The following is a 22,319-nucleotide window of genomic DNA, read 5'->3' as shown; positions in this document are numbered from 1 at the left end:
GGTTCCGGCCGAGTAATCCGGACGCGTAGTCGTGCGGCGGCAATGTCAGTCCGGCGCGTCGTGGCGGATGCGCCTTTCGCGGACGCGCCGAGCGCGGGCCGCTACGTAAGTTGCTTTTTCGATACGGCGGTTGGGTTGTGCCGTCCGGTCGATCGAGTACTTCCAGCGTCGGGAGGATGTCGTGGTGGTGGGCTTGAGCGGGTCTGTGAGCGGGGTGTGCCGGTGATCCGGGTTGCGGTGGTGGGTGCGGCGGGTTATATCGGCGGTGAGTTGTTGCGGTTGTTGATCGGGCATCCCGAGGTGGAGGTGGTGGGGGCGGTCTCCTCGCGTTTCCCGGGTAAGCGGGTCGATGGGGTGCATCCGAATCTGCGGGCCGCGACCGATCTGCTGTTCTGCTCGGCGGAGGAGGTCGCGGAGTGTGATGCGGTGTTCCTGGCGTTGCCGCACCGGGTGGCGATGGGGCAGGTGGAGGAGTGGAGCCAGCGGGCGAAGCTGGTCATCGACCTGACCGGGGACTTCCGGCTCAACGACACCGAGGTGTTCGAGCGGTATTACGGGGAGAAGCACGAGGCGCCGCATCTGCTGGACGAGTTCGTGCCCGGTCTTCCCGAACTGCACCGCGAGGCCCTGCGCGGCGCCGACATGGTGAGTGTGCCCGGCTGTATGGCGGCGGCCGGTGTGCTGGCCCTGTATCCGCTGGTCGCCCGGGATCTGATCGAGGTTCAGGCGGGGGCGCAGTTCGATGCCCGTACCGGCTCCAGCGGCTCGGGTGCCACCGCGGGCCCTGCCAACCTGCATGCCGAACGCAGTGGCGCGATGCGCGTGTTCGCCCCCACCGGGCACCGTCACGAAGCGGAGATCACCCGCCACCTGGGCCTGCCCGCGGCGATGACCGCCACCGGCGTGGAGGCGGTCCGCGGAGTACAGACCATCTGCCACGCCACCCTGCGCCCGGGCGTGGACAAACAGACCGTGCGGCGGGCTTTTCGTGAGCAGTACGCCGAGGAGCCCTTCGTGCGCGTGGTGGCCCACCAGCGCGGCATCTTCCGCTACCCCGACCCCAAGATCCTGCTGGGCTCCAACTACTGCGACGTCGGTTACGCCCTCGATGAGGACACCGGCCGCCTGACCACGATCGCCGCCCTGGACAACCTCGTCAAAGGCGGCGCAGGCAACGCCCTGCAATGCCTCAACATCCGCATGGGATGGCCCGAAACCCTCGGCCTGACCTTCCCCGGCCTCCACCCCCTCTAACCCCGGCCGACCCAACCCAGAAGGGAAGTGGCTGACGATGCCGACGAACCTCGGTACACGAACGAAGCGCGTGGCGATTGTCGACGCCTACTCGACAGGGGGCCTCCTGCCCGCCGTACTCGACCAGTACGACATCGAGTGCGTGCACGTCCGGTCCCCCCATCCGGACGTCCTCCTGACCGGCTCCCCCGGGACCTTCGTCGACGACGTCCGGCACTTCGGCGACGTCGAGGCCACCGCGTCCGTGCTGCGCCGGCACGGGGTCACCCATGTGATCGCCGGCCAGGAGGCGGGCGTCGAACTCGCCGACCAGCTCTCCGCCGAACTCGGCACCCCCGGCAACGGCATGAGCCGCCCGACCGCCCGCCGCAACAAGTTCGAGATGGCCCTCGCACTGCGCGACGCCGGCCTCCCGCACGCGGCGAGCATGGTCTCGACCGATGTCGAGGAGATCATCGCGTGGGCCGAGGCGACCGTGGGCTATCCGGTCATCCTGAAGCCGGTCGCGAGCTCCAGCACGGACAACGTGGTGGCGTGTTCCTCCCCGGAACAGATCCGCGCCGTCCACGAGAGAATTCTGCACAGCACCGACCGCCACGGAATGCCCAACACCACGGTGCTCGCCCAGGAGTTCCTGGAGGGCGACGAGTACTTCGTCAATACCGTCAGCCGTGACGGCGGGCACCACACCGTCGAGATCTGGCGCTATTTCAAGCTCAGGCTCCCCGGCGGCAACATCATCTACGACTACAACGAGCCGCTCGCCCCCGACGATCCGGTCGCCAGGGAGCTGGAGACGTACACCCACCAGGTGCTCGACGCCCTGGAGGTGCGCAACGCGGCCGGCCACACCGAGGTGATGATGACCTCCAGGGGCCCGGTGCTCGTGGAGAGCGCGGCCCGCATGGGCGGCGGCCAGGTCCTTGAGATCAACAACCGCTGTTTCGGCACCAACCAGGTGGAGATGCTCGCGCTGTCCGTGGCGAAACCGGACGAGTTCGACCGCCTGCCCACCACCGCGTACCAGCTGCTCCAGCACCACCGCTTCGTCCATCTCATCAATCCGCTGGAGCACGGCGTCATCCCCTCCCACGAGGCGATGGCCGCCATTCGCGCGCTGCCGTCCCACGTCTTCACCGTGATGAGGCATTCGGAGGGGCAGCCGATCGGCCGGACGATCGATGTGGCCACACAGCCCGGATACGTATTCCTCATCTCCGACGATCCGGCACAGCTTCTCGCCGACTATCAGAAGTTGCGGCAGATCGAAGAGGACCATCTGTACGACAACAGTTCCCGATAGGCGGTAGCGGCTTGAAATCCGTACTCATCCTCTCCAGATGGAATGCCGGCGGCGTGGCCCCGGCCGTCGAAAGGCTGCGCGCCCGCGGCCTGAGTCCGGTGCTGATCTCCGATCTTCCCGACGACCGCAACCGCGGCCTCTGCGACGACCACGTCCTGCTGGACTGGGACAGCGAGGACCTGTCCACGCTGGCCGCCCGGCTCGACGGGCGGGGCATCGACCCCGTCGCCGTCGTCAACCTGCTCGAAGTGCTGATGCCCTGGCAGATCGAGATAGCCGCGCACTACGGCCTGCCGGGCGCCGACCCCGGCCGCGAGGTGCTGCTCAGCAAGACGCGGGTCCGGGAACGCATGCGGGCCCTCGGGCTCTCCGGCATGCGCTTCTCCGACGACCCGGCGGAGGTGGACTTCTTCCCCGCCATCATCAAGCCCTCGGGCGAGTCCGGGGCCTCGCGGCTCGTCAGCCGGGTCGACGGGCCCGACGACCTCCTCGCCTACCGGCGCCGCCTCGCCGAACTAGGCCTCGCCGGGATCGAGTTGATCGTCGAGGAGTACCTGCCCGGTACGGAGTACACCGTGGACGGCCCCGTCGTCGCCGGTCGCTTCCACCCGATACTCGCGGGCGAGAAGCCCGACCTGGACGAGACCAGGCACCACGACGCGGGGATCAACCTCCATCCGCCCCAGCGGAAGCACATCCGCGAGGGCGTACGTGATCTCAGCGAGGCGGTCAGCGCGCTCTGCGCCGACCTCCGCCTCGACCAGCTCTGGCTGCACGTCGAGGGCCGGACCACCGAGGACGGCCGGACGGAGCTGGTGGAGATCAATCCCCGGCCCGGGCGCGGCATGCACTTCCCGGCGGTCCACGGGCCCGGCGGGGTCGACCCGATCGACGCGTACGTCTCCATGTCGCTGGGCGAGTACACCCTGGACCCGCAAGAGCTGGTCCCGGTCCCCGACCTGCCGGTCACCGGCCTGGTCTATGTGGAGGCCGACGAGCTGGGCACCGTCGAGATCCGCACCGGCGCGGACGACCTGCGCGCACTGCCCGGCGTCGGCGACGCGGACGTCGTCGACGGCTACCAGGTCAGCAACCTGGAGCAGGAGAACTTCTTCCTCGGCTTCACGGTCACCGCCGATTCCGTGAGCCTGCTGCGCGAGCGCGTGGCGGCCGTCATCAGCACGCTCGACTACCGCATCGTGCCCCCGCCCAGCGTCTGAAGCACCTCGCACACACCACTGCGGGCCACCCTCGAATCGAGGGTGGCCCGCTCGGTCGTTGTCGTCAGCTCAGAGAACCGGCGAGAGAACCGGCCGGGGAACCGGCCGGCGATCCCGCCCCGTCGAGAGCGGCACGCACCTCCCGCACGACCCGCTCCGCGGTGAGGTCGTAGTGCGCGACCAGGTGCTCCTGGTTGCCCACCTCGCTGACGAACTGATCCGGCATGCCAAGGCGCACCACCCGGGTGGGCGCCGCCTCCGACAGCGCCTCGGCGACCGCGCCGCCCAGGCCGCCGCTGCGCCAGTGCTCCTCCAGCGTCACCACGAGCGAGGCCGGCCGTGCGGCGGCCACCAGCGTCTCGGTGTCGAACGGCCGCAGCGTGTGCATGTTCAACACCGTGGCCTCGATGCCGTGTCCGGCCAGGGCGTCCGCCGCGGCGAGACACGCGAGCACGGGGTACGGACCACAGCTCGCGAGCACCACGTCGCCGCCCTGCCGCAGCGTCTGCGCCTGCCCGATGACCGGCGGCGGCGCCGCGGGCAGCGCCGGGGTGGGCTTGCGGCCGAGCCGGACGTAGAGCGGTCCCGGCAGGCTCACGCTCTGCTCGACGAACGCTTCCGTGGCGGCGGCGTCGGCGGGCACGACCACGGTCATCCCGGGCAGTACGCGCATCACCGCCAGGTCTTCCAGGGCCTGGTGCGTCGGGCCGAGGTGGCCCGCGGCGAGGCCGCCGTGGGTGGCCATGATGCGGACCGGCAGCCGGTTGTAGGCGATGTCGATCTTGATGGCCTCCAGTGCCCGGGAGGTGGCGAAGGCGGCCATCGTGTTGACGAACGGGATCCGCCCGCACGCGGCCATCCCGGCGGCCACGCCCATCAGGTTCTGCTCGGCGATACCGAGGTTGAGGTACTGGTCACCGGCGGTCGCGGCGTACTCCGCGTTGAACAGACCGGTGTCGGAGTCCAGGCACATCAGCTCGGGGTGCCGCCCCAGGAGCGGAAGCAGGCTGTCCCGGTAGGCCTCGCGGGTCGCGCGGCTCATTCTGCGGCCTCCGTGGCTCGTAGGGCGCGTACCGCCCGTGCGTGGTTGCGTGGCGAGAGGGTCACGTAATGGCTGGAGCTGCGGCCCTCCAGGAACGGCAGGCCCTGGCCCTTGACCGTGCGGGCGATCAGCACGCTCGGTTTGCCCGGCTCCCACGGCGCGGCGCCCAAGTGCTCCGCCAGCTCGTCCGGGTCGTGGCCGTCCACGTCGCGCACGGCCCAGCCGAAGCTGCGCCAGCGGTCGGCCAGCGGCTCCATCGGGGCGATGCCGTCGGTGGCGCCGGTCAGCTGGAGGCCGTTGCGGTCCACCACCGCGACCAGGCGGTCCAGCTTCAGCGAAGCGGCCGCGATGGCCGCCTCCCACACCGAGCCTTCCTGGAGTTCGCCGTCGCCGAGCAGGACGAAGCTGCGCGAGGCGCTGCCCGCGTACCGGGCGGCCAGCGCGAACCCGCAGCCAAGGGCGAGCCCGTGGCCGAGCGAACCGGTCGGCATCTCCACCCCGGGCACCGCGCGCACCGGGTGGCCCATCAGCCTGCTGCCGGGGCGGCCGTATCCGGCGAGTTCCCCGACCGGGAAGAAGCCGCGCTCGGCCAGCGTGGCGTACAGGCCGACGGCGGCGTGGCCCTTGCTGAGCAGGAAGCGGTCGCGGTCCGGGTCGTCCGGGCGCTCCGGGTCCACGTTCAGCACCGAGAAGTACAGCGCGGTCAGCACGTCGGCGCAGGAGAAGGCGCCGCCGAGGTGGCCGCCCTCGGGCCCCGCGCACATGTCGACGACGTGTGCGCGGATGCGTGCGGCGACCGTGTCCAGGGTGTCCCGCTCAAGGACCTGGGCGACGGTCATGACGCCGCCTTGGCGAGGGTGGCGACCATGTCGCGGTTGGCCCACACCTTCTCGAAGGCGTCGGCGTAGAGGCCGAGCAGTTCGCCCGCCCCCGGGTGCAGGTGGCGCTTCTGGATGGTCAGGGAGTCGGCGATGACCGCGCGGGTCACCGGGTAGCCCTCGCCCGCGGTGGTGCCGGGCGCGCCGGTCACGGACCACGGGTAGCCCGAGCCGAAGCCGGAGCGGTCCACGAAGACCTTCTGGTCGGGCAGCGGCATCAGCTGGTACTGCGACATCGGTACGCCCTCGGCGCGCAGCAGCCGCCGCAGCGCCCCGCGCAGCGCCTCGGGCCGCACGCCGTCCAGACCGAACGCGGCCTGGTCGAAGCGGAACCGCAGGATGTGCCAGGCGTGGGTGGTGTCCGGCAGCGCGGTCGGCACCCGCAGTCCGGGCAGCTCGGCGAGGCGCCCGAGGAACTCGGTGACGTTGTGCTGCCGCGCCTGCTCGTAGCCGTCGAAGCGGTCGAGCTGCGCGTTGGTGAACGCGGCCTGGAGGGCGTTGATCTTGTGGTTCCAGCCCAGGCCGTACGAGACGTAGTCGCGCTCGCGGCCGCTCTCGATCACCTCGCCGAACTGTCTGCCGCGGCGCATCGCCTCGGCCAGCTCGGAGTTACGGGTGACGAGCAGGCCGCCCTCGCCGCAGGTCGGGATGTTCTTGCTGACCTGGAGGCTGAAGGCGCCCGCGTCGCCGAGGGCGCCGACCGGCCGTCCGCGGTGGGTCGCGCCGGGGGCCTGTGCGGCGTCCTCGACGACCGCGAGGCCGTGCTTGCGCGCGATCTCGGTGATCCGGTCCATGTCGGCGGGGGCGCCGTGCAGGTGGACGGGGATGATCGCCTTGGTCCGGGGGGTGATCCGGCGCTCGATGTCGTCCGGGTCGATGTTGAAGGTGACCGGGTCGATGTCGGCGAAGACGGGGACGGCCATCTGGTGCACGGGGGCGAGCCCGGTGGCGATGAAGCTGAGCGCGGGCACGATCACCTCGTCCCCCGGTCCGACGCCGAGCGCGGCGAGGGCGAGGGAGAGGGCCGCGGTGCCGTTGGAGACCGCGACGCAGTGCTCGTGGCCGAAGCGGGTGGCCCACTTCTCCTCAAGGACGGAGACCGAGTTCACGCCGTCGGTGTCGGAGACCATCCTCGCGCCGTCGAGCGCGTCGAGGACGGCCTTGCGGTCCTCGTCCTCGACCAACGGCCACTGCACATGGCGCCGGTCCCTCGGCACGGTGGCCGTGCCGCCGAACGCTGCCAGCTTGCTCATCGAACTCCCCTCCACAGGGTCACGTCGGTCGTTCGGCACACGGTCCACACGGTCACAGTCGCGCCGCCACGGCGCCGACGGCGTCGACCGCGCGTGCGTACGCGCCGCGCAGCACCGTGGTGTGGTGCGCGATGTCGGGTGAGGCGGCGCGCGGGTCGTCGAGCCCGTGCGCGCCGGTGAAGCGCAGTCCGGTCCAGGCGTGCGCGACGGCCTCGACCGCCCGGCCCGCCCCGGCCAGCGCCGGGTCGTCCCACTGGCGGCCGCAGCGGCGCAGCAGCTCGCCGTGGAGCGAGGCCTGCGCCTGCATGCCCCAGCCGAACGGGTACAGCTCACGCAGGGCCCCGGCGTCCCCGGCCCGGCACCGGTCGAGGAGTTCGGCGGCGAACTCGTCGTATCCGGTGAGGCCGGTGCGGGACGAAGTGGCCGTGGTGAAGCCTTCGTTGTCGGTGCGCAGGTAGCCGCCGAGCAGTTCGGGGGTGAGCGGCGCGGGCGGCGCGTCGAGGCGGACGTCGAGGCAGCGCCTGCCGATGCGGGCGTCGCTGAAGAAGGCGTCCTGGACGTCGTTCGGGTTCGCCGAGCCCCAGCTGCGCAGGAACTCCTCGATCGGGACGGCGCCGCGGAAGGCGGGCGGCATCGCGTCCGCGACGTAGACCACGCCCCGGGTCTCGTCCAGGCCGTAGATCACCACGAGGTGCGCGGCGTGCACGTCTCCGTACGCGGGCCGGAACGGCAGGTGGTAGTTGTCCACGGCGGCGATGACGAGCCGGTTGCCGGCCAGCGTCTCGCGCACCTCGCGCCAGACGTCGTTCTCGTCGGCGGGCTGCCACCAGCGCGAGCGCAGCTGGTGGTGGGGGGCGAGCGCGGCGCCGAGGTCGGCGGCGCCGGACTCGTCGGGGGCGCAGGGGTAGTAGAACTCCTCGGACCTGACGTCGCCCGGCAGGTGCAGGAATTGCCAGCCCGCGCCGAGCACGGCCAGCGGGTCGGCGCCCTCCCGTATGAGGAGCGAACCGAACGTGGACTGGAGGCAGCTGATGAGGTCGCGGTACCACCACTCGGGTTCCGGCCCGGTGATCATGTACGTCCGTGACGTCATGTCGACGGTCATGTCAGGACTCCGTCCGCTGGAGGGTGACCGCGAAGACGTGTACGGCGACGTTGCGGGGGAGCAGGATGCCGGTCAGGCCGGCGCGCCGGGTCACCGGCACGCGCTGTGCCCACATGACGGCGGGCACGCCGCGCTGCACGTGGTGCGGGTAGTGCATGACGAGGCTCTCGAACGCCTTGACCTCGCCGAACCACGCGGGCGCCGCCCAGAAGTCGGAGACCCGCAGCGGTTCCGGGTCGACCGAGCCGTCGGCGAAGGTCAGCTCGACGGTCTCCTCACTGCGCCGCTCGGACGCGGCGAGGACGTGGATCCAGTCGTAGCGGCCCTCGGGTACGCGGATGAACTGTCCGGCGCAGCGGACGTTGTCCGGTCCGTCGCAGACCGGAGGAAACTCGAAGGGAACACCGTCCACGTGGACGAGGCTCTCGCCCGCGGGCAGATATTCCGCCGCGAACGAGTTTCCCCATACGTTGAATGCCCCCGCTTTGGTCTCCGTCGCCGCGGAGATCGCCGTGTTGTTGCGATGGCCGGAGATATCGACCGTATCGCAAAGACCGGTCCTGGCGGAGGACACCGAAATGTCCGTCAAGTGACCCACCTCACTGGAAAGCCGTTCTGCATTCCGAACCTAGCCCGTTCATTCACAGTTCACGCTCATGGCCGCAGCGCGACGGCGCGCAGCTTCTCGTAGTACGGCTGGTGGTAGTCGCGGTAGGCGCGCAGCACCGGGTCCGCCGCGACCTTCTCGGCGCCGTCGCTGGAGCCGCGCTTGAAACCGGAGGTCTCGCTGGTCGACTTGTGCCACTTGCTGGTCGTCTGCCACTCCGAGCGCATCCCCGGCTGCCAGCTCAGCGCGTCCGGGAGGAAGGGGATGCCCACCGCCGAGCAGTACGCCCGCACGGTCTCGGCCGGCCGGTCGAGCAGGTCGTCGGAGTCGATGACGACCGGCGTGGTCCCGGTGGCGTCCTGCACCGCGGTGAAGATCTCGTACAGCCGGGCGAAGCCGATCTCGTCGCGGCCCAGCTCCGGGTTGAGCGCGTGGTGCGAGGCGATGGCCTCGGCCGGGTCCCGGATGATGAAGGTGTGGGTCGCGGCCGAGAGGAAGGCCTTGTCGGCGAGGAGCGCCGGGTAGGCGAAGTCCGTGGTGTCCTTGAAGAACACCGGCTTGTGCGCCGCGATGGCACGGAGTTCCGCGAGCACTTCCTGCTCGGAGTGCGCGATGCGGTCGCCGACCTCCACCTCACCGAAGTCGACGACCCGGGAGAGCGGCTCGTGCACGACGACGTGGTCGCCCCGCTCCGTCATCATCCGCATGAATGCGGTGGAGCGGCAGCGCGGCGCGCTCCACAAAGCGAGCACCGGTATCCGCTCCGATGTGTGTTCCACGTTTTCCCCCTCGTCTCGGGCGCGGCTGGATACAGCCGAACGAAAAGCGCGCAGTGAGCCAATGCGGCAGGTATGCGAATCCGCTCAAGCGTGGCACGGGGTCGGCCGCGGGCGGGTAAGCAGACTTCGCAGTCAGGGGGGTTGAAAGTCAACGCGATGCGTCGCCGTACATGAACTTGTCGCGGATGCACACGGCTCCGGTGTGCTCGTAGATTCCTTTTCACGCGGCAGGCCGGTGGTACCGACCGGCCCATTCAGTGGTTCTAATACGGAGGTCACGTGTCAGCGACACCAGAGCGCCCGGGTGACCGCAGGATCGCGGTGCTCGCCAGCAGGGTCGGCGCGGACGAGAAACGGCTGTTCGACGCGTTCGACCGGCGCGGTGTCCCCTTCGACCACGTCGACACGCGTCGGCAGTGGTTCCAGGCGGGGCGGCGCGAGCTGCCCTGGGGCCTCGCCCTGAACCGGGAGATCGGCCAGGTCCGTGCCGCGTACGCGGCCCGCTGCCTCGCCGCGGCGGGCGTCGAAGTGGTCAACAGCGCCGACGCCACCGAGGTGTGCGGCGACAAGTGGCGCTCCACGCTGGCCCTGGAGGCCGCCGGGGTGCCCACACCGCGCACCGCGCTCGGCCTCACCCCGCAGGCCGCGCTGGACGCCCTGGAGACCATCGGCTACCCGGCGCTGATCAAACCGCTGGTCGGCTCGTGGGGCCGGCTGATCGTCCAGCTGCCCGACCGGGCGAGCGCGGAGGGCGTGCTGGAGTACGCCGCCGCGCTGCCCGGCCCGCAGTCGCACCTGGGGTACGTACAGGAACTGATCGAGAAGCCCGACCGGGACATCCGGGTGATCGTGGTCGGCGGCCGGGTGCTCGGCGCCGTCTACCGGACCGGCGAGTCCCTGCGCACCAACGTGGCACTCGGCGGGCAGGCCCTGCCGTGCGAGGTGACACCGGAGATCACCAAGCTCTCCCTCGACGCGGCCGCCGCCGTCGGCGCCGACATCGCCGGTGTCGATCTGATCGAGGACCGCGACGGCAGGCTGCTGGTCCTGGAGGTCAACCACCGGGTGGAGTTCTCCGGTTTCCAAGCCGCGCTCGCCGACCAGGTCGACGTCGCGGACCACATCGTCGACCACCTACTGGAACGAGCGCAACGATGAACTGGGCGTTCACATCGTCGGGCAACGTCACCGAGACGTACGCCACCGGACTGCTGCGCAAGATGCTGGAGATCCCCTCCTCGTCCTACCAAGAGCGCGCGCTCGCCGACTACTTGGCCGAGACGATGACCGACCTGGGTTTCCAGGCGCACATCGACGGCGTGGGCAACGTGATCGGCGTGATCGAGCGCGGTGCGGGACCGACCCTGATGCTCCTCGGCCACCTGGACACGGTCTCGGGCCACGTCCCGGTCCGCTCCGAGGACGGCAGGCTCTACGGCCGCGGCGCGGTGGACGCGAAGGGACCGCTCGCGGCGATGATCTGCGCCGCGGCCGGCGCGGTGGACTTCCCCGGCCGGATCGTGGTGATCGGCGTCGTCGAGGAGGAGACCCCGCGCTCGCGCGGCGCGATGGCGGTCCGGGCCACCCACGACCGGCCGGACGCGCTGATCATCGGTGAGCCCAGCGGCTGGTCGAGCGTGGTGCTCGGCTACAAGGGCAAGCTCGATCTGCGCTACACCGTCAAGTGCCCCGCCACCCACCCGAGCAACCCGGTGCCGAAGGCGTCCGAACTCGCCGTCGCCTGCTGGGACACGCTGGTCGAGCTGCTCGGACCGGACGCGAGCCACGGCGTGTTCGACCAGCCGGGCGCGACCCTGTGCCAGCTCAACGGGGACCTGACCTCGGCGACGGCGGACCTGAGCATCCGCATCCCGCCGGGCTTCGACGTCGACGGGCTGGTGAACGGGCTGCGCGAGCGGCTGCCGGCCGGCAACCTGGAGGTCCTCAACTCGGTGGCGGCCTGCCGGGTGGGCCGCGCCGACCCGGTGGTCCGCTCGCTGGTCTCCGGTGTCCGGCGCCTGCACGCCCAGCCACGCCTCGTGGTGAAGACGGCCACCTCGGACATGAACACCCTCGCCGAGGTCTGGGACATCCCGATGGCGACCTACGGCCCGGGTGACAGCAGCCTCGACCACGCCGACGACGAGCACATCGTCCTCTCGGACTACATGCGGGGCATCGACGTACTGACCCTCGCCATCTCGGAGTTGGCCCACCTGCCCGTGCGCGCGGACGACCGGGCGACCGACGCGCCGCCGCCCGTAAGGAGCCTCAGGTGACCGACATGACCCAGCGCCTCGCCGCGCTGCCCGCGGAGCGCCGCGCGCGGTTCCTGACGCGGCTGAGGGAGCAGGCGGACGCCGCGGCGAGGCGGGGCCCGACGCCGCGCGGTGACACGGGCCCGGTGCCGCTGTCGTACGCGCAGGAGACCCTGCGCTTCATCGACGGCCCGGCGCCGGAGAGCCCCGCCGCCGGAAACGCGCTCTGCCTGCGCCTGCGCGGCGGCCTCGACGTGCCCGCGCTGCGCTCGGCGCTGGCCGCGGTCGTGGCCCGGCACGACGCCCTGCGGACCGTGATCGTGGAGCGCGAGGGCGGTCCGATGCAGGTGGTCGTGGACGAGGTCCAGGTCGAACTGCCGCTGATCGAGGCCGAGGGCGCTGACCACGAGCAGCGGCTCGCCGCCGCGCGGACGCTGGTGGAGCGGCCCGGCGGCACGCCGTCCGACCTGAGCCGGGCGCCGGTGTGGCGCGCGAAGCTGATCAGGGTCGCGCCGGACGACCACCTCTTCGTCTTCGACGTACCTCCCCTCGTGTGCGACGCCCGGTCGCGCGAGGTGCTGATCGGTGAACTCGCCGAGTGCTACCGGGCGTCGCGCGACGGCGACACGCCCCGGCTGCCCGAACTCCCCGTGCAGTACTCGGACTACGCGGCGTGGCAACGCGCGCGCTCGCGCGGCGGCGACCTGGACGGGGCGGCCGCGTACTGGCGGGACAAGCTGGCCGGTGTCGAGGTACTGGAGTTCCCGACCGACCGGCCGCGCGGTGACACCCGGACCTTCGCGGGCGACGGCGCCAGCTTCCTCGTCGGGCACGAGGGTGTGGAGCGGGCGGCGGCACTGGCGCGTGCGGAGGACGCGGAGCCGTACGACGTGCTCGTCGCCGCCTTCTTCACCCTGCTGCACCGCTACTCGGGCCTGGACGACCTGGTGATCGGCTCGCCGGACGCGAACCGCACGCACGCCGCCCTGGCCTCGGTCGTCGGCCTCTTCACCGACATGCGGGTGCTGCGCGCGGACCTCTCCGGCGACCCGACCTTCCGCGACCTCGTCCGGCGGGTCACGCGCGTGTCGGCCGAGGCGTACGAGCACGGCGGTCTGCCCCTCGACAAGCTGATCGACGCGGCGGACCCGGTCGTCGACCCGTCGCGCTCCCCCGTCTTCCAGATCGTGTTCGGCGTGCAGAGCGCGGCCGCCACGGCCGGTCTGCCGGGCCTCGACACCTGGCGCGAGACCGTCCCGACCGGCACCTCCCGGTACGACATGAGCTGGAGCCTGGCGGAGCAGTCCGCCCCCGGCGCCGACGCGGTGCTGCGCGTCGAGTTCAACACCGACCTGTTCGACGCATGCAGTGTCGCCAGGTTCGCCCGGCACTACGACGGGCTGCTGCGCACCCTGACCGCGGCCCCGGACACCCCGCTCTCCGCCGCCGAGGTGCTGAGCCGTGCGGACAAGGAGTTCCTCGACGAGGTCAGCAAGGGTCCGATGCGGCCGATCCGCGAAGCCACCATCGTGGAGGAGTTCGAGGCGCGCGTCCGTGAGGCCCCGGAGAGCGTGGCGGTCGTCGTCACCAGCGCCGCGACCAGCTACGTCGAACTCAACACCCGGGCGAACCGGCTCGCCGCCCTGCTGCGCGAGCGCGGCGTCGGGCCCGGCATGCGGGTCGGCCTCTGCCTGCGCAGGAACGTGGACGTGCCCGCCTCGATCCTCGCGGTGCTCAAGACCGGCGCCGCCTACGTGCCGCTGGACCCCGCGCATCCGCCCGCGCGGGTCGCGGAGATCGCCGCGGACGCGGAGCTGTGCACGGTGATCGCCCACGCCGACGTCGCCAAGACGGTGGCCGAGGTCGGCGCGCCCGTCGTGACGCTGGACGACGTCCGCGAGGAACTGGCGGCGCTGCCCGGCGGGAATCCCCCGCTCGCGGCGGGGCCCGGTGATGTCGCGTACGTCATCTACACCTCCGGCAGCACCGGCAAGCCGAAGGGCGTCCTGCTCGAACACCGCGGCGTCGTCAACTTCATCGACTCCACGCGCGACCTGTTCGAGCTGACCCCGGCCGACCGGGTGCTCGGCTTCGCCTCGTCGACCTTCGACGTCTCCGTCTTCGAGACGTTCTCGGCGCTGCTGACCGGCGCGCGCCTGTGTCTGGCGACCGACGACGAGCGGCTGTCCATCGACCGGTTGCAGGCGCTGATGGAGCAGGCCGGGATCACCGTGATCGACCTGCCGCCGACCGTGATGCCGCTGCTGGCGCCCGAGAACTTCACCGACCTGCGCATCGCGTTCGTCGGCGGCGAGGCGTTCAGCGGTGAGCTGGTGAACCGGTGGAACCCGGGCAGGCGGCTGTTCAACGGCTACGGTCCCACCGAGTGCACGGTGACGATGATCGTGGAGGAGTGCCCGGGCACCTGGGACACCTCGCCGCCGATCGGCCTGCCCATGGCCAACCACGTGGCACACGTCCTCGACCGCGACCTGCGCCAGGTGCCCGTCGGTGTGCCGGGCGAACTGGTGGTCGGCGGCGGCGGTCTCGCGCGCGGCTACCTCGACCGCGACGAGCTGACCGCGGAGAAGTTCGTCCCCGACCCGTTCGGCACCGCGCCCGGCGGCCGGCTCTACCGGACCGGCGACCTGGTGAAGCGGCTGCCGGACGGACGGCTCGTCTTCCTCGGCCGGCTCGACCAGCAGGTCAAGATCCGCGGGCTGCGGATCGAGCTGGGCGAGGTGGAGTCGGCGCTGACCGGCTTCGAGGGCATCGGGCCGGTCAGCGTGCGCACGCGGGCCGACGACAACGGCGACAAGTACCTGGTCGGCTACCTGACCGGGGTCACCGAGGAGCAGGTGCCCGCGGTGCGCGAGCATCTGGGCGCGCGCCTGCCCTCGTACATGATCCCGTCGTACTTCGTCGTGCTCGACGAACTGCCGCTCACCAGCAGCGGCAAGGTCGACTGGCGCAGGCTCCCCGCGCCGGACCTCAGCCGGACGGGCGAGGGCCCGAGCGACGAGTCGCTCACCGTGACGGAACGGCGGCTGCTGCACGACGTGCTCGCCCCGCTGCTGCACGACGACCGGATCGGCGTGCGCGACGACTTCTTCCTGGCGGGCGGCAACAGCCTCCAGGCCGTCCAGCTGATGTCGGCGATCAACCGCAGGTTCGGGGTGGAGATCGCGCTCGGCGACTTCTTCGCCTCGCCGACCGTCGCGCACCTGGCCGCCACCATCGACGCCGCGCGCGCCGCACGGAGTGATGACGGCGATCCGCTCGACGCGCTGGAGAGCCTGTCCGGGCAGGTGGCCACCCCGGCCGCTTCGGTCGCTTCGGTCGCTCCGGTCGCTTCAAAGGACGCCGACCGGCCGCCGGTGGTGATGCGTGCCGCGGGCCCCGCCCAGGTCATCCTGGTGCATCCCTCGGGCGGCGAACTGTTCTGCTACATCCCGTTGTCCAGGGCCCTGCGCGGGGACATCGGCGTGACGGGCTTCGCCGCCGACCCGCGGGACACGTCCGTGGCCCCGCACGAGGCGATGGCGGCGACCGCCGCCAGGATCGCGCGCTCCCTGACGCAGAGCGGTCTGCCGGAGTCGTGCTGCCTGGCCGGTTGGTCCTACGGCGGCGTGCTCGCCTTCGAGGTCGCCCGGCAGATCGAGCGTACGACCGGGCAGCGGCCGCCGGTGATCCTGCTGGACGCCGCCTACGACGAGGACACCGTCCCCCTCGACGAGGCGACGGTGCGGCAGCGGTTCGTGCACGACGTCGCCAGGCTGACGGGGCGGGACGGCCCGGAGGTGCGCGCGGTGCTCGACGACCCGGCCGCCGGAGCGGCCGACGTCGGGCAGACCCTGAAGGGCCTCGGCGTCGAACTGGAGCTGACCGAGCAGGAGTTGACCTCCCGCTTCGAGACCTTCCGGTCCTGCGCCCTGTCGATGCAGGCGTACCGCCCCCCGGCCGCGTACGGCGGACCGGTCACGGTGCTCACCGCCTCGCCCCACCCCGCCATGGAAGAGCAGTGGCGGACGGTGTGCACGGGCCCGTTCCGGGCCGAAAGCGTGCCCGCCGACCACTACACCCTGTTCACAGAACCGGCGTTGAGCCGGGTGGTCGCGGCGATCGAAGAGACGCTCGCCTCTGAGGAGACGTAGATGCGGTTCGGATTCACCGAGGATCAACAGCGGTTCCGGGCGGACGTGCGCGCCAGGCTGCGCTCCCCCGAGGTGCAGGCCGCCGCGGCTGCGGCCACCGGCGCGGACGGCGTCGAGCCGGACGCGCGTCCCCTCTACCGCCTGCTGGGCGAGCGGGGCCTGCTCGCCGTGCACTGGCCCGTCGAGTACGGCGGCGAGGGCCGCCCGCTCACCGACGCGGCGATCGTCGCCGAGGAGCTGGTGCGGGCGGGGGTCCCGGACACCCTGCACGTCAACACCATCCAGATCGTCGGGCAGTTCCTGCTGATGGCGGGCAGCGACGAGCAGCGGCGAAGGCACCTGCCCGCTATCGCCCGCGGCGAGCGTTTCGCCTCGGTGCTCTATACGGAGCCGGACGCGGCGTCGGACCTCGGCGCGCTGCGTGCCGTGGCCGAACCGGACGGCGACGGTGACGGTGACGGCGGGGGCTACCGCATCACCGGCACGAAGGTGTTCAGCCTCAAGACACGGTTCGTCGACTACGGGCTCTGCGCGGCCCGTACGACGCCGGGCGCCGGGAAGTACCAGGGGATCAGCCTGTTCCTGGTCGACCTGGGCGCGCCCGGGGTGACGGTGTCGATGATCCCCGGCGTCGGCGACGAGCACTTCCACCGGGTGGAGCTCGACGCGGTCCCGGTCTCGGGCGACGACCTCATCGGACCGCGCGACGAGGGATGGCCGCTGCTCAACGAGGCGCTGGCCATCGAGCGCACCGGCCTCGACTACTTCCTCAAGGCGGAACACTGGCTCGACGCCGCCCTGGAGGCGCTGATCGACCGCGACCCGGACTCCTCGCACGACGCGCATCTCGAACAGATCGGCCGCTGGCACGGCGCGCTCACCGCCGACCACGTCCTCGCCTGGGAGGTCCTCTCCGGGCTCGCCTCGGACCAGGTCGACCAGGTCTCCACGGCCGTCGCCAAGTACCACAGCAGTGAACTCGCCCAGGCCATCGCGGCGTGGGCCACCGACATCCCCGGCCCCGGGCAGCGGGCGGACCGCACCAGGGCGGCCCTGACCCTGGACTCCGCCCACCGGGAGGCGCCGGGGCTCACGCTGTCGGCGGGCACCTCCGAGGTGATGCTCCAGATCATGGCCGCCGCGTTCGACTCCATCGGACAGGAAGAGCACTGACATGCACCCCACCCCCGATCCGCTCGTCGTCCAGCTGCGCAAGGCGTTGCGTACGGGCCTGGCCGGTGTCCCCGCCCGGATGGAGCTGCACGGCGCGCCGGTGACCGACGGTGCCCGCGGGCCCGCCCGGACGGTTCTCGACGCGCTGGAGGCGGCCGACTTCGAACGCCCTGCCTCCGCCGGCGGGCTCGGCCTCGGTCTTACGGCCGGTGTGGTCGTCAGCGAGGAGCTGGGCCGCGCGGCACGCGGAAACCCCTACCGGGCCGACGCGGTGGCGGCCGGGCTGGACGGCCCGGCGGGCGCGGCGCTCGCCGGCCTTGAGGCGCTGCCGACCGGCGGCGGGGTCACCGCGACCCCGCGCGCGGGCGGCTGGGAGCTGACCGGCGCGGCCACGGTCGACGACGCGGGCGCCGGTACGTTCCTGGTGGCGACCAGGACGGGCGGGGAGCCGGTGCTCGTCGCGGTGCCGCGCGGGGCGAGGGGTGTCGGCGTGGAAGGCGGGTGCTGGCCGCCGGTCGTCCGGTTCGCTGCCACACCGGTCGGGGCGGCGGACGTGGTCGGGGCTCTGGACGAGTCGCCCACCGGTGTCCTCGCGCGGGCGCGGCTGCGGCAGGCCGCCTATCTGCTGGGCATCGCCGACGGCGCACATCAGGTGGCGGTGGAGTACGCCGGTTTCCGGAGGCAGTTCGGCACCAGGCTGCGTGATCTGCCCGCGGTCGCCTTCCCGTTGGCGCGGGCCATGGTGGCGTTGCGGGCGACGAGGGCGGCGGTGTACCGGGGGGCGTGGCTGGTCGACTCCGAGCCGGACGCCGTGGGCACCGCGCCGGTCATGGCGCTGGCGATGGCCGCCGAGACGGCCCGCGATGTGGTGCGGGTGAGCATGCAGAGCTGCGGGGTGCGCGCGATGACGACGGAGCTGGGGCTGCACCGGTACTTCCGGCTGGCCGCCGCGGAGTCCGCCCGGTACGGCGATCCCGCCGCGCTGTGGCGGATGGTCGGCGCCGACCGCGTCCGCACGGCCCGGCGCGCCACCGCCGGAGAAGAGCTTCCGGTGGCGGCGACGGCCGGGCCGTAGGGGTCAGCTGGCGCGCAGGCCCCTCTGCGGCACGAGCCGCTCGTCGCCGAGGGGCTCCCCGGCCGAGTGGATGAGGCCGGTGCGGTAGGCCAGGGAGACCAGCTCGGCGCGGTCGCGGACGCCGAGCTTGGTGCGTACGCGGTAGAGGTGGGTACGGACCGTGGCCTCGCCGATGATCAGTTCGCGGGCGACTTCCTCGGTGGACATGCCCCGCGCCACCATCCTGGTCACTTCCCGTTCCCTCGGGGTCAGTTCGGTCACCTCCGGGCACATCGCGGTCTCCTGGGGTTCGGGCTGCGCGCGGAACCAGGTGACGAGGCGCTGGGCGATGTTCGGCGCGAGCATGGTCTGTCCGGCGGCCGCCGCCTGGATCGCGGTGATCAGCTCCTGCGGGCTGGCGTCCTTGCCGAGCAGGCAGCTCGCACCGGCGTGCAGCACGTCGCTGACGGTCTTGTCGGCGTCGGAGGCGGTGAACACGACGACGTTGGGCGGCTCGTCCTCCTTGCCGAGCCTGCGGATCAGCTCGATGCCGGAGATGGTCTGGAGGTTCAGGTCCGTGACCACGACATCGGGCCGCGTGGTGCGCACGAGAACGATGGCTTCCATGCCGTTGTGGGTCGTACCGATCACGTCGATGTCCGGCACCGCGTCCAGGATGGTCTTGAGACCGTCCGCGATCACGGGCAGCTGGTCACAGATGAGCACCCGAATGGTCATTGTGTTCCCCCGGTAAGGATGGGTAGAAGCCTCGCTGTCATGTACGGGATCGCGGCGCGCGGAGATCGCGAGACTCGCCCCGGAAGGCGCCTGTTCGGCCTCATCGACCGGTGGGCCGCGGCCGGTGGCCGCGGCCCACCGGCTCAGCCGTTGCCGTTGTTGCCGCGCGGCGCCGGAACGGCCGCGTCCGCCGCGAGGACGACGTGCGTCGCGGGGGCGACGGCGGCGGTGCGCTGCCCGGCCGTCTCCTGCCCGTCGGCGGAGACCGTGACTCCCCCGAGAACCGCGGCGAGGGCGATGACGGAGGCGGCGATAGCGGTGACGCGCATGAAGAAGCTCCTTTGGAAGGGCCGGCGGCCTTTTCGACTCCGCTGATGCTCCCGACTTGCCTTCCCTGCCCGTTCCCCTCTGGACACCCGCCCGATCCCCGCGCCGGGCACCGCCCGGCGCGGGGCACTCACCGCGCGGTCTCCGGCACGTTCATGAGGTCGAAGAGGTTGTCCGCCACCGAGCGGTGCCTGCGGGCCGTCTGCTCGTGTCCCTGGGCCTCGGCGGTGCGGGCGAGGCCCCACAGCGCGCACGCCTCGTCGTAGCGCAGCTCCATGCGGCAGGCGATCTCGTGCGCCAGCAGCTGCTGGGCCTGGGCCAGCTCCAGCTCGCCCTGCGCGTACCGCACGCGCCCGACCGAGAGGTGGACGGTGGCGCGGTGGATGTCGTCGGTGCTGCTGGTGGCCTTGGCCAGCGCGTGGCCCGCGCTCTCCGACGCCTCGTCCAGCTCGCCCATGCGCACCAGCACATCGGCCCTTCGGGCGAGTACGAGCGGCAGCACGGAGGGCATGCTCATGCGCTGACACCGTTCCAGCGCCGCGTCGGCCCAGCCGAGCGCCTCCTCGAAGCGGCCGAGGCCCTCGATCGCCTGGGAGAGATTGCTCAGCGCGTCGACGGAGAGCTGGATCTCCTTGATCGAGTTGAAGATGTCGACCGCCCGCTCCGCCGACTGGGCCGCCTCCTCGAACCGTCCGAGCCGTACCTGGATCTGGCTCAGCGTGCTCAGCGACGAGCCGTCGAGCCGGGTGAAGCCGAGCTGCTGTGCGCAGGCGTTGGCCTCCTGGCACAGCCGCAGCGCGCGTTCCAGCTCGCCCATGCTGCTGCACGCCTGGCCGAGACGGGCCCGGCACTCCGCCTCGCTCTGCACGTCCTTCATCCGCCGGGACAGCTCGACCGCCTCCTCCAGCCGGGCGACCGCGTCGCGCAGCTGCCCGAGGCGCCATTTGCCCATGGCCAGATTCATCAGGTTCAGCCGGGTCAGCGGCCGGTCCCCGAGCTGCCGCGACGCGCTGACGCCCTTCTCCAGGGCCGCGTTGGCACTCGCGTCGTAACCGCGGATGCTGGAGTGGAAGCCCAGCTCGCGGGGGAGCCGCGCGGCGTGCCAGAGCAGTCCCCCGTCGTAGGCGGCGTCCACCGCCGCGAGCAGGCTGTCACGGTGCTGGTCGAGCCAGTGGAGCGCCTTGTCGTGGTGGTCGAACTCGTCGCGGGCCCGGCCCGCGCCCCCACCGCCCCCTTCGCCGTCCCCGAAGCGCCGCCGCCCGGGGAAGAGCTTGTCGCACGCGCTCTCGGCCGTGGTCAGGTAGTGGTCGAGGAGCCGCCGCACCGCCTGTCCGTCCTCCGGCGCCTGCTGCCCCTGCGCGACCCGCTGCACGAAGCTGCGCACCAGGTCGTGCAGGGCGTACACCCCGCGCTCCCTGGCCTCCAGGAGGCGTACGTCGACCAGTTCCTCCAGTACGTCCTCGGCCGTGAGGACATCGGTGTCCCACAGCGCGGCGGCTTCCGAGGTGTCCAGGTAGCGGCCGGGATGGTGGCCGAGGAGCCGGAAGGCCGTCTGCTGGTCGCGGGGCATGGACTGGTACGACAGGAGGAGCGCGCCCGCCACCCCGCGGCCCTCGCTGGTCAGTTCGTCCAGGCGCCGGTCGTGGTCCCGCAGCCGTTCGACGAGCCGCTGCACGGTCCAGTGCGGCCGGTTCGCCAGCCGGGCGGCCGCGATCCTGACCGCCAGAGGCAGTCCGCCGCACAGCCGCAGCAGCTCGGCGGCCGCGTCCGGCTCCCTCTCGACGCGTTCGGCGCCGAGGGTCTTGCGCAGGAGCCGGTGGCTGTCCAGCTCCGGAAGGGCGCCCACGGAGAGCCACTCGCCCCCGTCGAGACCGGTCAGCCGCGGGCGGCTCGTGATCAGGACCAGGCTGTCGGAGGAGGCGGGGATCAGCGCCCGCACCTGCTCGGACGAGGCGGCGTTGTCCAGGACCAGCAGCATGCGGCGCCCCCGCATGTACGACTGCCACCGCGCGGCGCGCCCCGCGGGCACCGTGGGGATCTCCTCGCTGGGGATGCCCGCGGCGGCGAGCAGGTCCCCTTGCGCGTGGAAGGCGCTGAGCGGTGTCTGGCCCGGTGTGAAGCCGTGCAGGTCGATGAAGAGGCTGCCGTTCGGATACCGCTCGGCCAGTTCGTGGGCCGCCCGGATGGCGAGCGCCGTCTTGCCGCCGCCGCCCATGCCGTCCAGGGCGAGGATCGTCGGCGAGCCTTCCGGGGCGCGCCGGGCCGCGTCGCAGATCCACTCCAGCTCGGAGCCGCGGCCGGAGAAGTCGGGCACGTCGAACGGCAGCGCGTGCGGGGCCTCGGTCACCTGGTGCGGGACACGGGCGACGGCGCGGTCCGGGCGGGTGAGCGCCGGGTCCTGGCGCAGGATGCGCTCGTGCAGCCCGGTCAGCTCGGTGCCGGGGTCGATGCCCAGTTCGTCCGCGAGGTGGGCGCGGGCGCGGGCGAACTCGTCGAGCGCGGCGGCCTGCTGCCCGGAGTGGTAGAGGGCGAGCATCAGCCGGCAGCGCAGCGTCTCGCGCAGCGGGTGCTCGTCGACGAGGGCGCGCAGCTCACTGGTGACCTCGGCGGCCTCGCCCGCTTCGATGCACAGGTCGTAGAGCTGCTCGGCGGCGGTCAGGCGCTGCTCCTCCAGGGCCGTCGAGGCGGCGTCGACGACGCGGCCGGCGGAACCGGAGAGCACCGGCCCCCGCCACAGCGCCAGCGCCTCGCGCAGCCGCGTGGCGCCCTGCTCCGCCTCCCCCGCGTCGAGGGATTCCCTGGCCTGTCGCAGCAGTTTCTGGTAGCGCAGCAGGTCGAGGCGGTCGGTGTCGACGACCGCGCGGTACCCGGGCCCGTCGGTGACGATGATGTCCGGTCCGTACGGAATGCGGCCGCGCAGTTTGGCGACCGTCTTGCGCACCTGGTGCTCGGCGCTGTCCGGCGGTTCCTCGTTCCACGCGGCCGCCACCAACCGGGAGACGGGCACGACGCGCCCGGCCTCCAGGAGCAGCATCGCGAGGACGCGCCGTTGCAGCGCCCCGTTGACCGGCACCACTTCGCTGCCACAACGCACTTCCAGCGATCCCAGAACGGAGAATTCCGGCCTTGGACTCGCGTCGTCCCGCACATGTCTTGATGTAGTGGCCCGCATTC

Annotated in this window: 17 protein-coding genes; 8 read left to right on the top strand and 9 right to left on the bottom strand. The window is 72.0% G+C overall.

Features of this window, described 5'->3' with window-relative positions:
• Window positions 1-222 precede the first annotated feature (222 nt).
• The 3 genes from argC (at window position 223) to DMA15_RS24010 (ending at window position 3,777) form a co-directional block, all read left to right on the top strand.
• A complete protein-coding gene (gene argC / locus DMA15_RS24020) occupies window positions 223-1,254 on the top strand; it encodes an N-acetyl-gamma-glutamyl-phosphate reductase (RefSeq protein ID WP_125517973.1) in 1,032 nt (343 codons plus the stop codon).
• Window positions 1,255-1,324: 70 nt separating this feature from the next.
• Complete coding sequence (locus DMA15_RS24015) at window positions 1,325-2,557, top strand: ATP-grasp domain-containing protein (RefSeq protein WP_125514836.1); 1,233 nt, start codon at window positions 1,325-1,327, stop codon at window positions 2,555-2,557.
• Between the two features lie 11 nt (window positions 2,558-2,568).
• On the top strand, window positions 2,569-3,777 hold the full coding sequence (locus DMA15_RS24010; protein WP_125514835.1) for an ATP-grasp domain-containing protein: 1,209 nt from the start codon (window positions 2,569-2,571) through the stop codon (window positions 3,775-3,777).
• 64 nt (window positions 3,778-3,841) lie between these two features.
• Here the strand turns inward: DMA15_RS24010 and DMA15_RS24005 are convergent, their stop codons facing one another.
• From DMA15_RS24005 to DMA15_RS23980, 6 genes are read right to left on the bottom strand one after another with little or no spacing between them, the layout of a single operon-like run.
• The gene (locus DMA15_RS24005) at window positions 3,842-4,819 is read right to left on the bottom strand and encodes a transketolase C-terminal domain-containing protein (RefSeq protein WP_125514834.1); all 978 of its coding nucleotides are present in this window, start codon (window positions 4,817-4,819) and stop codon (window positions 3,842-3,844) included.
• Window positions 4,816-5,658 (bottom strand): transketolase, encoded by an 843-nt coding sequence (locus tag DMA15_RS24000; RefSeq protein WP_125514833.1) that lies wholly within the window; start codon window positions 5,656-5,658, stop codon window positions 4,816-4,818. The genes DMA15_RS24005 and DMA15_RS24000 overlap by 4 nt, the downstream gene beginning before the upstream one ends.
• Window positions 5,655-6,950: a DegT/DnrJ/EryC1/StrS family aminotransferase gene (locus DMA15_RS23995; RefSeq protein WP_125514832.1), complete on the bottom strand. Its 1,296-nt coding sequence runs from the start codon at window positions 6,948-6,950 to the stop codon at window positions 5,655-5,657. The genes DMA15_RS24000 and DMA15_RS23995 overlap by 4 nt, the downstream gene beginning before the upstream one ends.
• A gap of 52 nt (window positions 6,951-7,002) precedes the next feature.
• A complete protein-coding gene (locus DMA15_RS23990) occupies window positions 7,003-8,055 on the bottom strand; it encodes a BtrH N-terminal domain-containing protein (protein ID WP_125514831.1) in 1,053 nt (350 codons plus the stop codon).
• A 1-nt stretch (window position 8,056) separates the two neighbouring features.
• A complete protein-coding gene (locus tag DMA15_RS23985; protein ID WP_125514830.1) occupies window positions 8,057-8,653 on the bottom strand; it encodes a hypothetical protein in 597 nt (198 codons plus the stop codon).
• A 56-nt stretch (window positions 8,654-8,709) separates the two neighbouring features.
• On the bottom strand, window positions 8,710-9,441 hold the full coding sequence (locus tag DMA15_RS23980; RefSeq protein WP_125514829.1) for a sulfotransferase family protein: 732 nt from the start codon (window positions 9,439-9,441) through the stop codon (window positions 8,710-8,712).
• A gap of 279 nt (window positions 9,442-9,720) precedes the next feature.
• On the opposite strand from DMA15_RS23980, the gene DMA15_RS23975 reads away from it, so the two are divergent.
• The 5 genes from DMA15_RS23975 to DMA15_RS23955 are packed head-to-tail and all read left to right on the top strand — an operon-like array spanning window position 9,721 to window position 18,101.
• A complete protein-coding gene (locus tag DMA15_RS23975) occupies window positions 9,721-10,599 on the top strand; it encodes a RimK family alpha-L-glutamate ligase (RefSeq protein ID WP_125514828.1) in 879 nt (292 codons plus the stop codon).
• On the top strand, window positions 10,596-11,720 hold the full coding sequence (locus DMA15_RS23970; RefSeq protein ID WP_125514827.1) for a M20/M25/M40 family metallo-hydrolase: 1,125 nt from the start codon (window positions 10,596-10,598) through the stop codon (window positions 11,718-11,720). Before DMA15_RS23975 ends, DMA15_RS23970 begins: the two co-directional genes overlap by 4 nt.
• Window positions 11,721-11,725: 5 nt before the next feature.
• Window positions 11,726-15,853, top strand: coding sequence for a non-ribosomal peptide synthetase (locus DMA15_RS23965; protein ID WP_125517972.1), 4,128 nt, complete (start codon window positions 11,726-11,728; stop codon window positions 15,851-15,853).
• A complete protein-coding gene (locus DMA15_RS23960) occupies window positions 15,854-17,026 on the top strand; it encodes an acyl-CoA dehydrogenase family protein (RefSeq protein ID WP_125514826.1) in 1,173 nt (390 codons plus the stop codon).
• A gap of 1 nt (window position 17,027) precedes the next feature.
• Complete coding sequence (locus DMA15_RS23955) at window positions 17,028-18,101, top strand: acyl-CoA dehydrogenase family protein (RefSeq protein WP_125514825.1); 1,074 nt, start codon at window positions 17,028-17,030, stop codon at window positions 18,099-18,101.
• 3 nt (window positions 18,102-18,104) lie between these two features.
• On the opposite strand, the gene DMA15_RS23950 is transcribed toward DMA15_RS23955, so the two are convergent.
• The 3 genes from DMA15_RS23950 to DMA15_RS23940 form a co-directional block, all read right to left on the bottom strand.
• Entirely contained in the window at window positions 18,105-18,818 is a 714-nt protein-coding gene (locus DMA15_RS23950; protein WP_125514824.1) for a response regulator transcription factor, read from the bottom strand.
• A gap of 143 nt (window positions 18,819-18,961) precedes the next feature.
• Window positions 18,962-19,147 (bottom strand): hypothetical protein, encoded by a 186-nt coding sequence (locus DMA15_RS23945; RefSeq protein ID WP_125514823.1) that lies wholly within the window; start codon window positions 19,145-19,147, stop codon window positions 18,962-18,964.
• 128 nt (window positions 19,148-19,275) lie between these two features.
• The gene (locus DMA15_RS23940) at window positions 19,276-22,239 is read right to left on the bottom strand and encodes a BTAD domain-containing putative transcriptional regulator (RefSeq protein WP_240659912.1); all 2,964 of its coding nucleotides are present in this window, start codon (window positions 22,237-22,239) and stop codon (window positions 19,276-19,278) included.
• Between the last annotated feature and the right edge of the window lie 80 nt (window positions 22,240-22,319).

Source organism: Streptomyces sp. WAC 01529 (assembly GCF_003945545.1).
In the GTDB taxonomy this organism is placed as follows: Bacteria; Actinomycetota; Actinomycetes; order Streptomycetales; family Streptomycetaceae; genus Streptomyces; species Streptomyces anatolicus.
The sequence above is the reverse complement of the archived record's forward strand: the minus strand, read 5'-3'. Positions and strand labels throughout refer to the sequence as shown.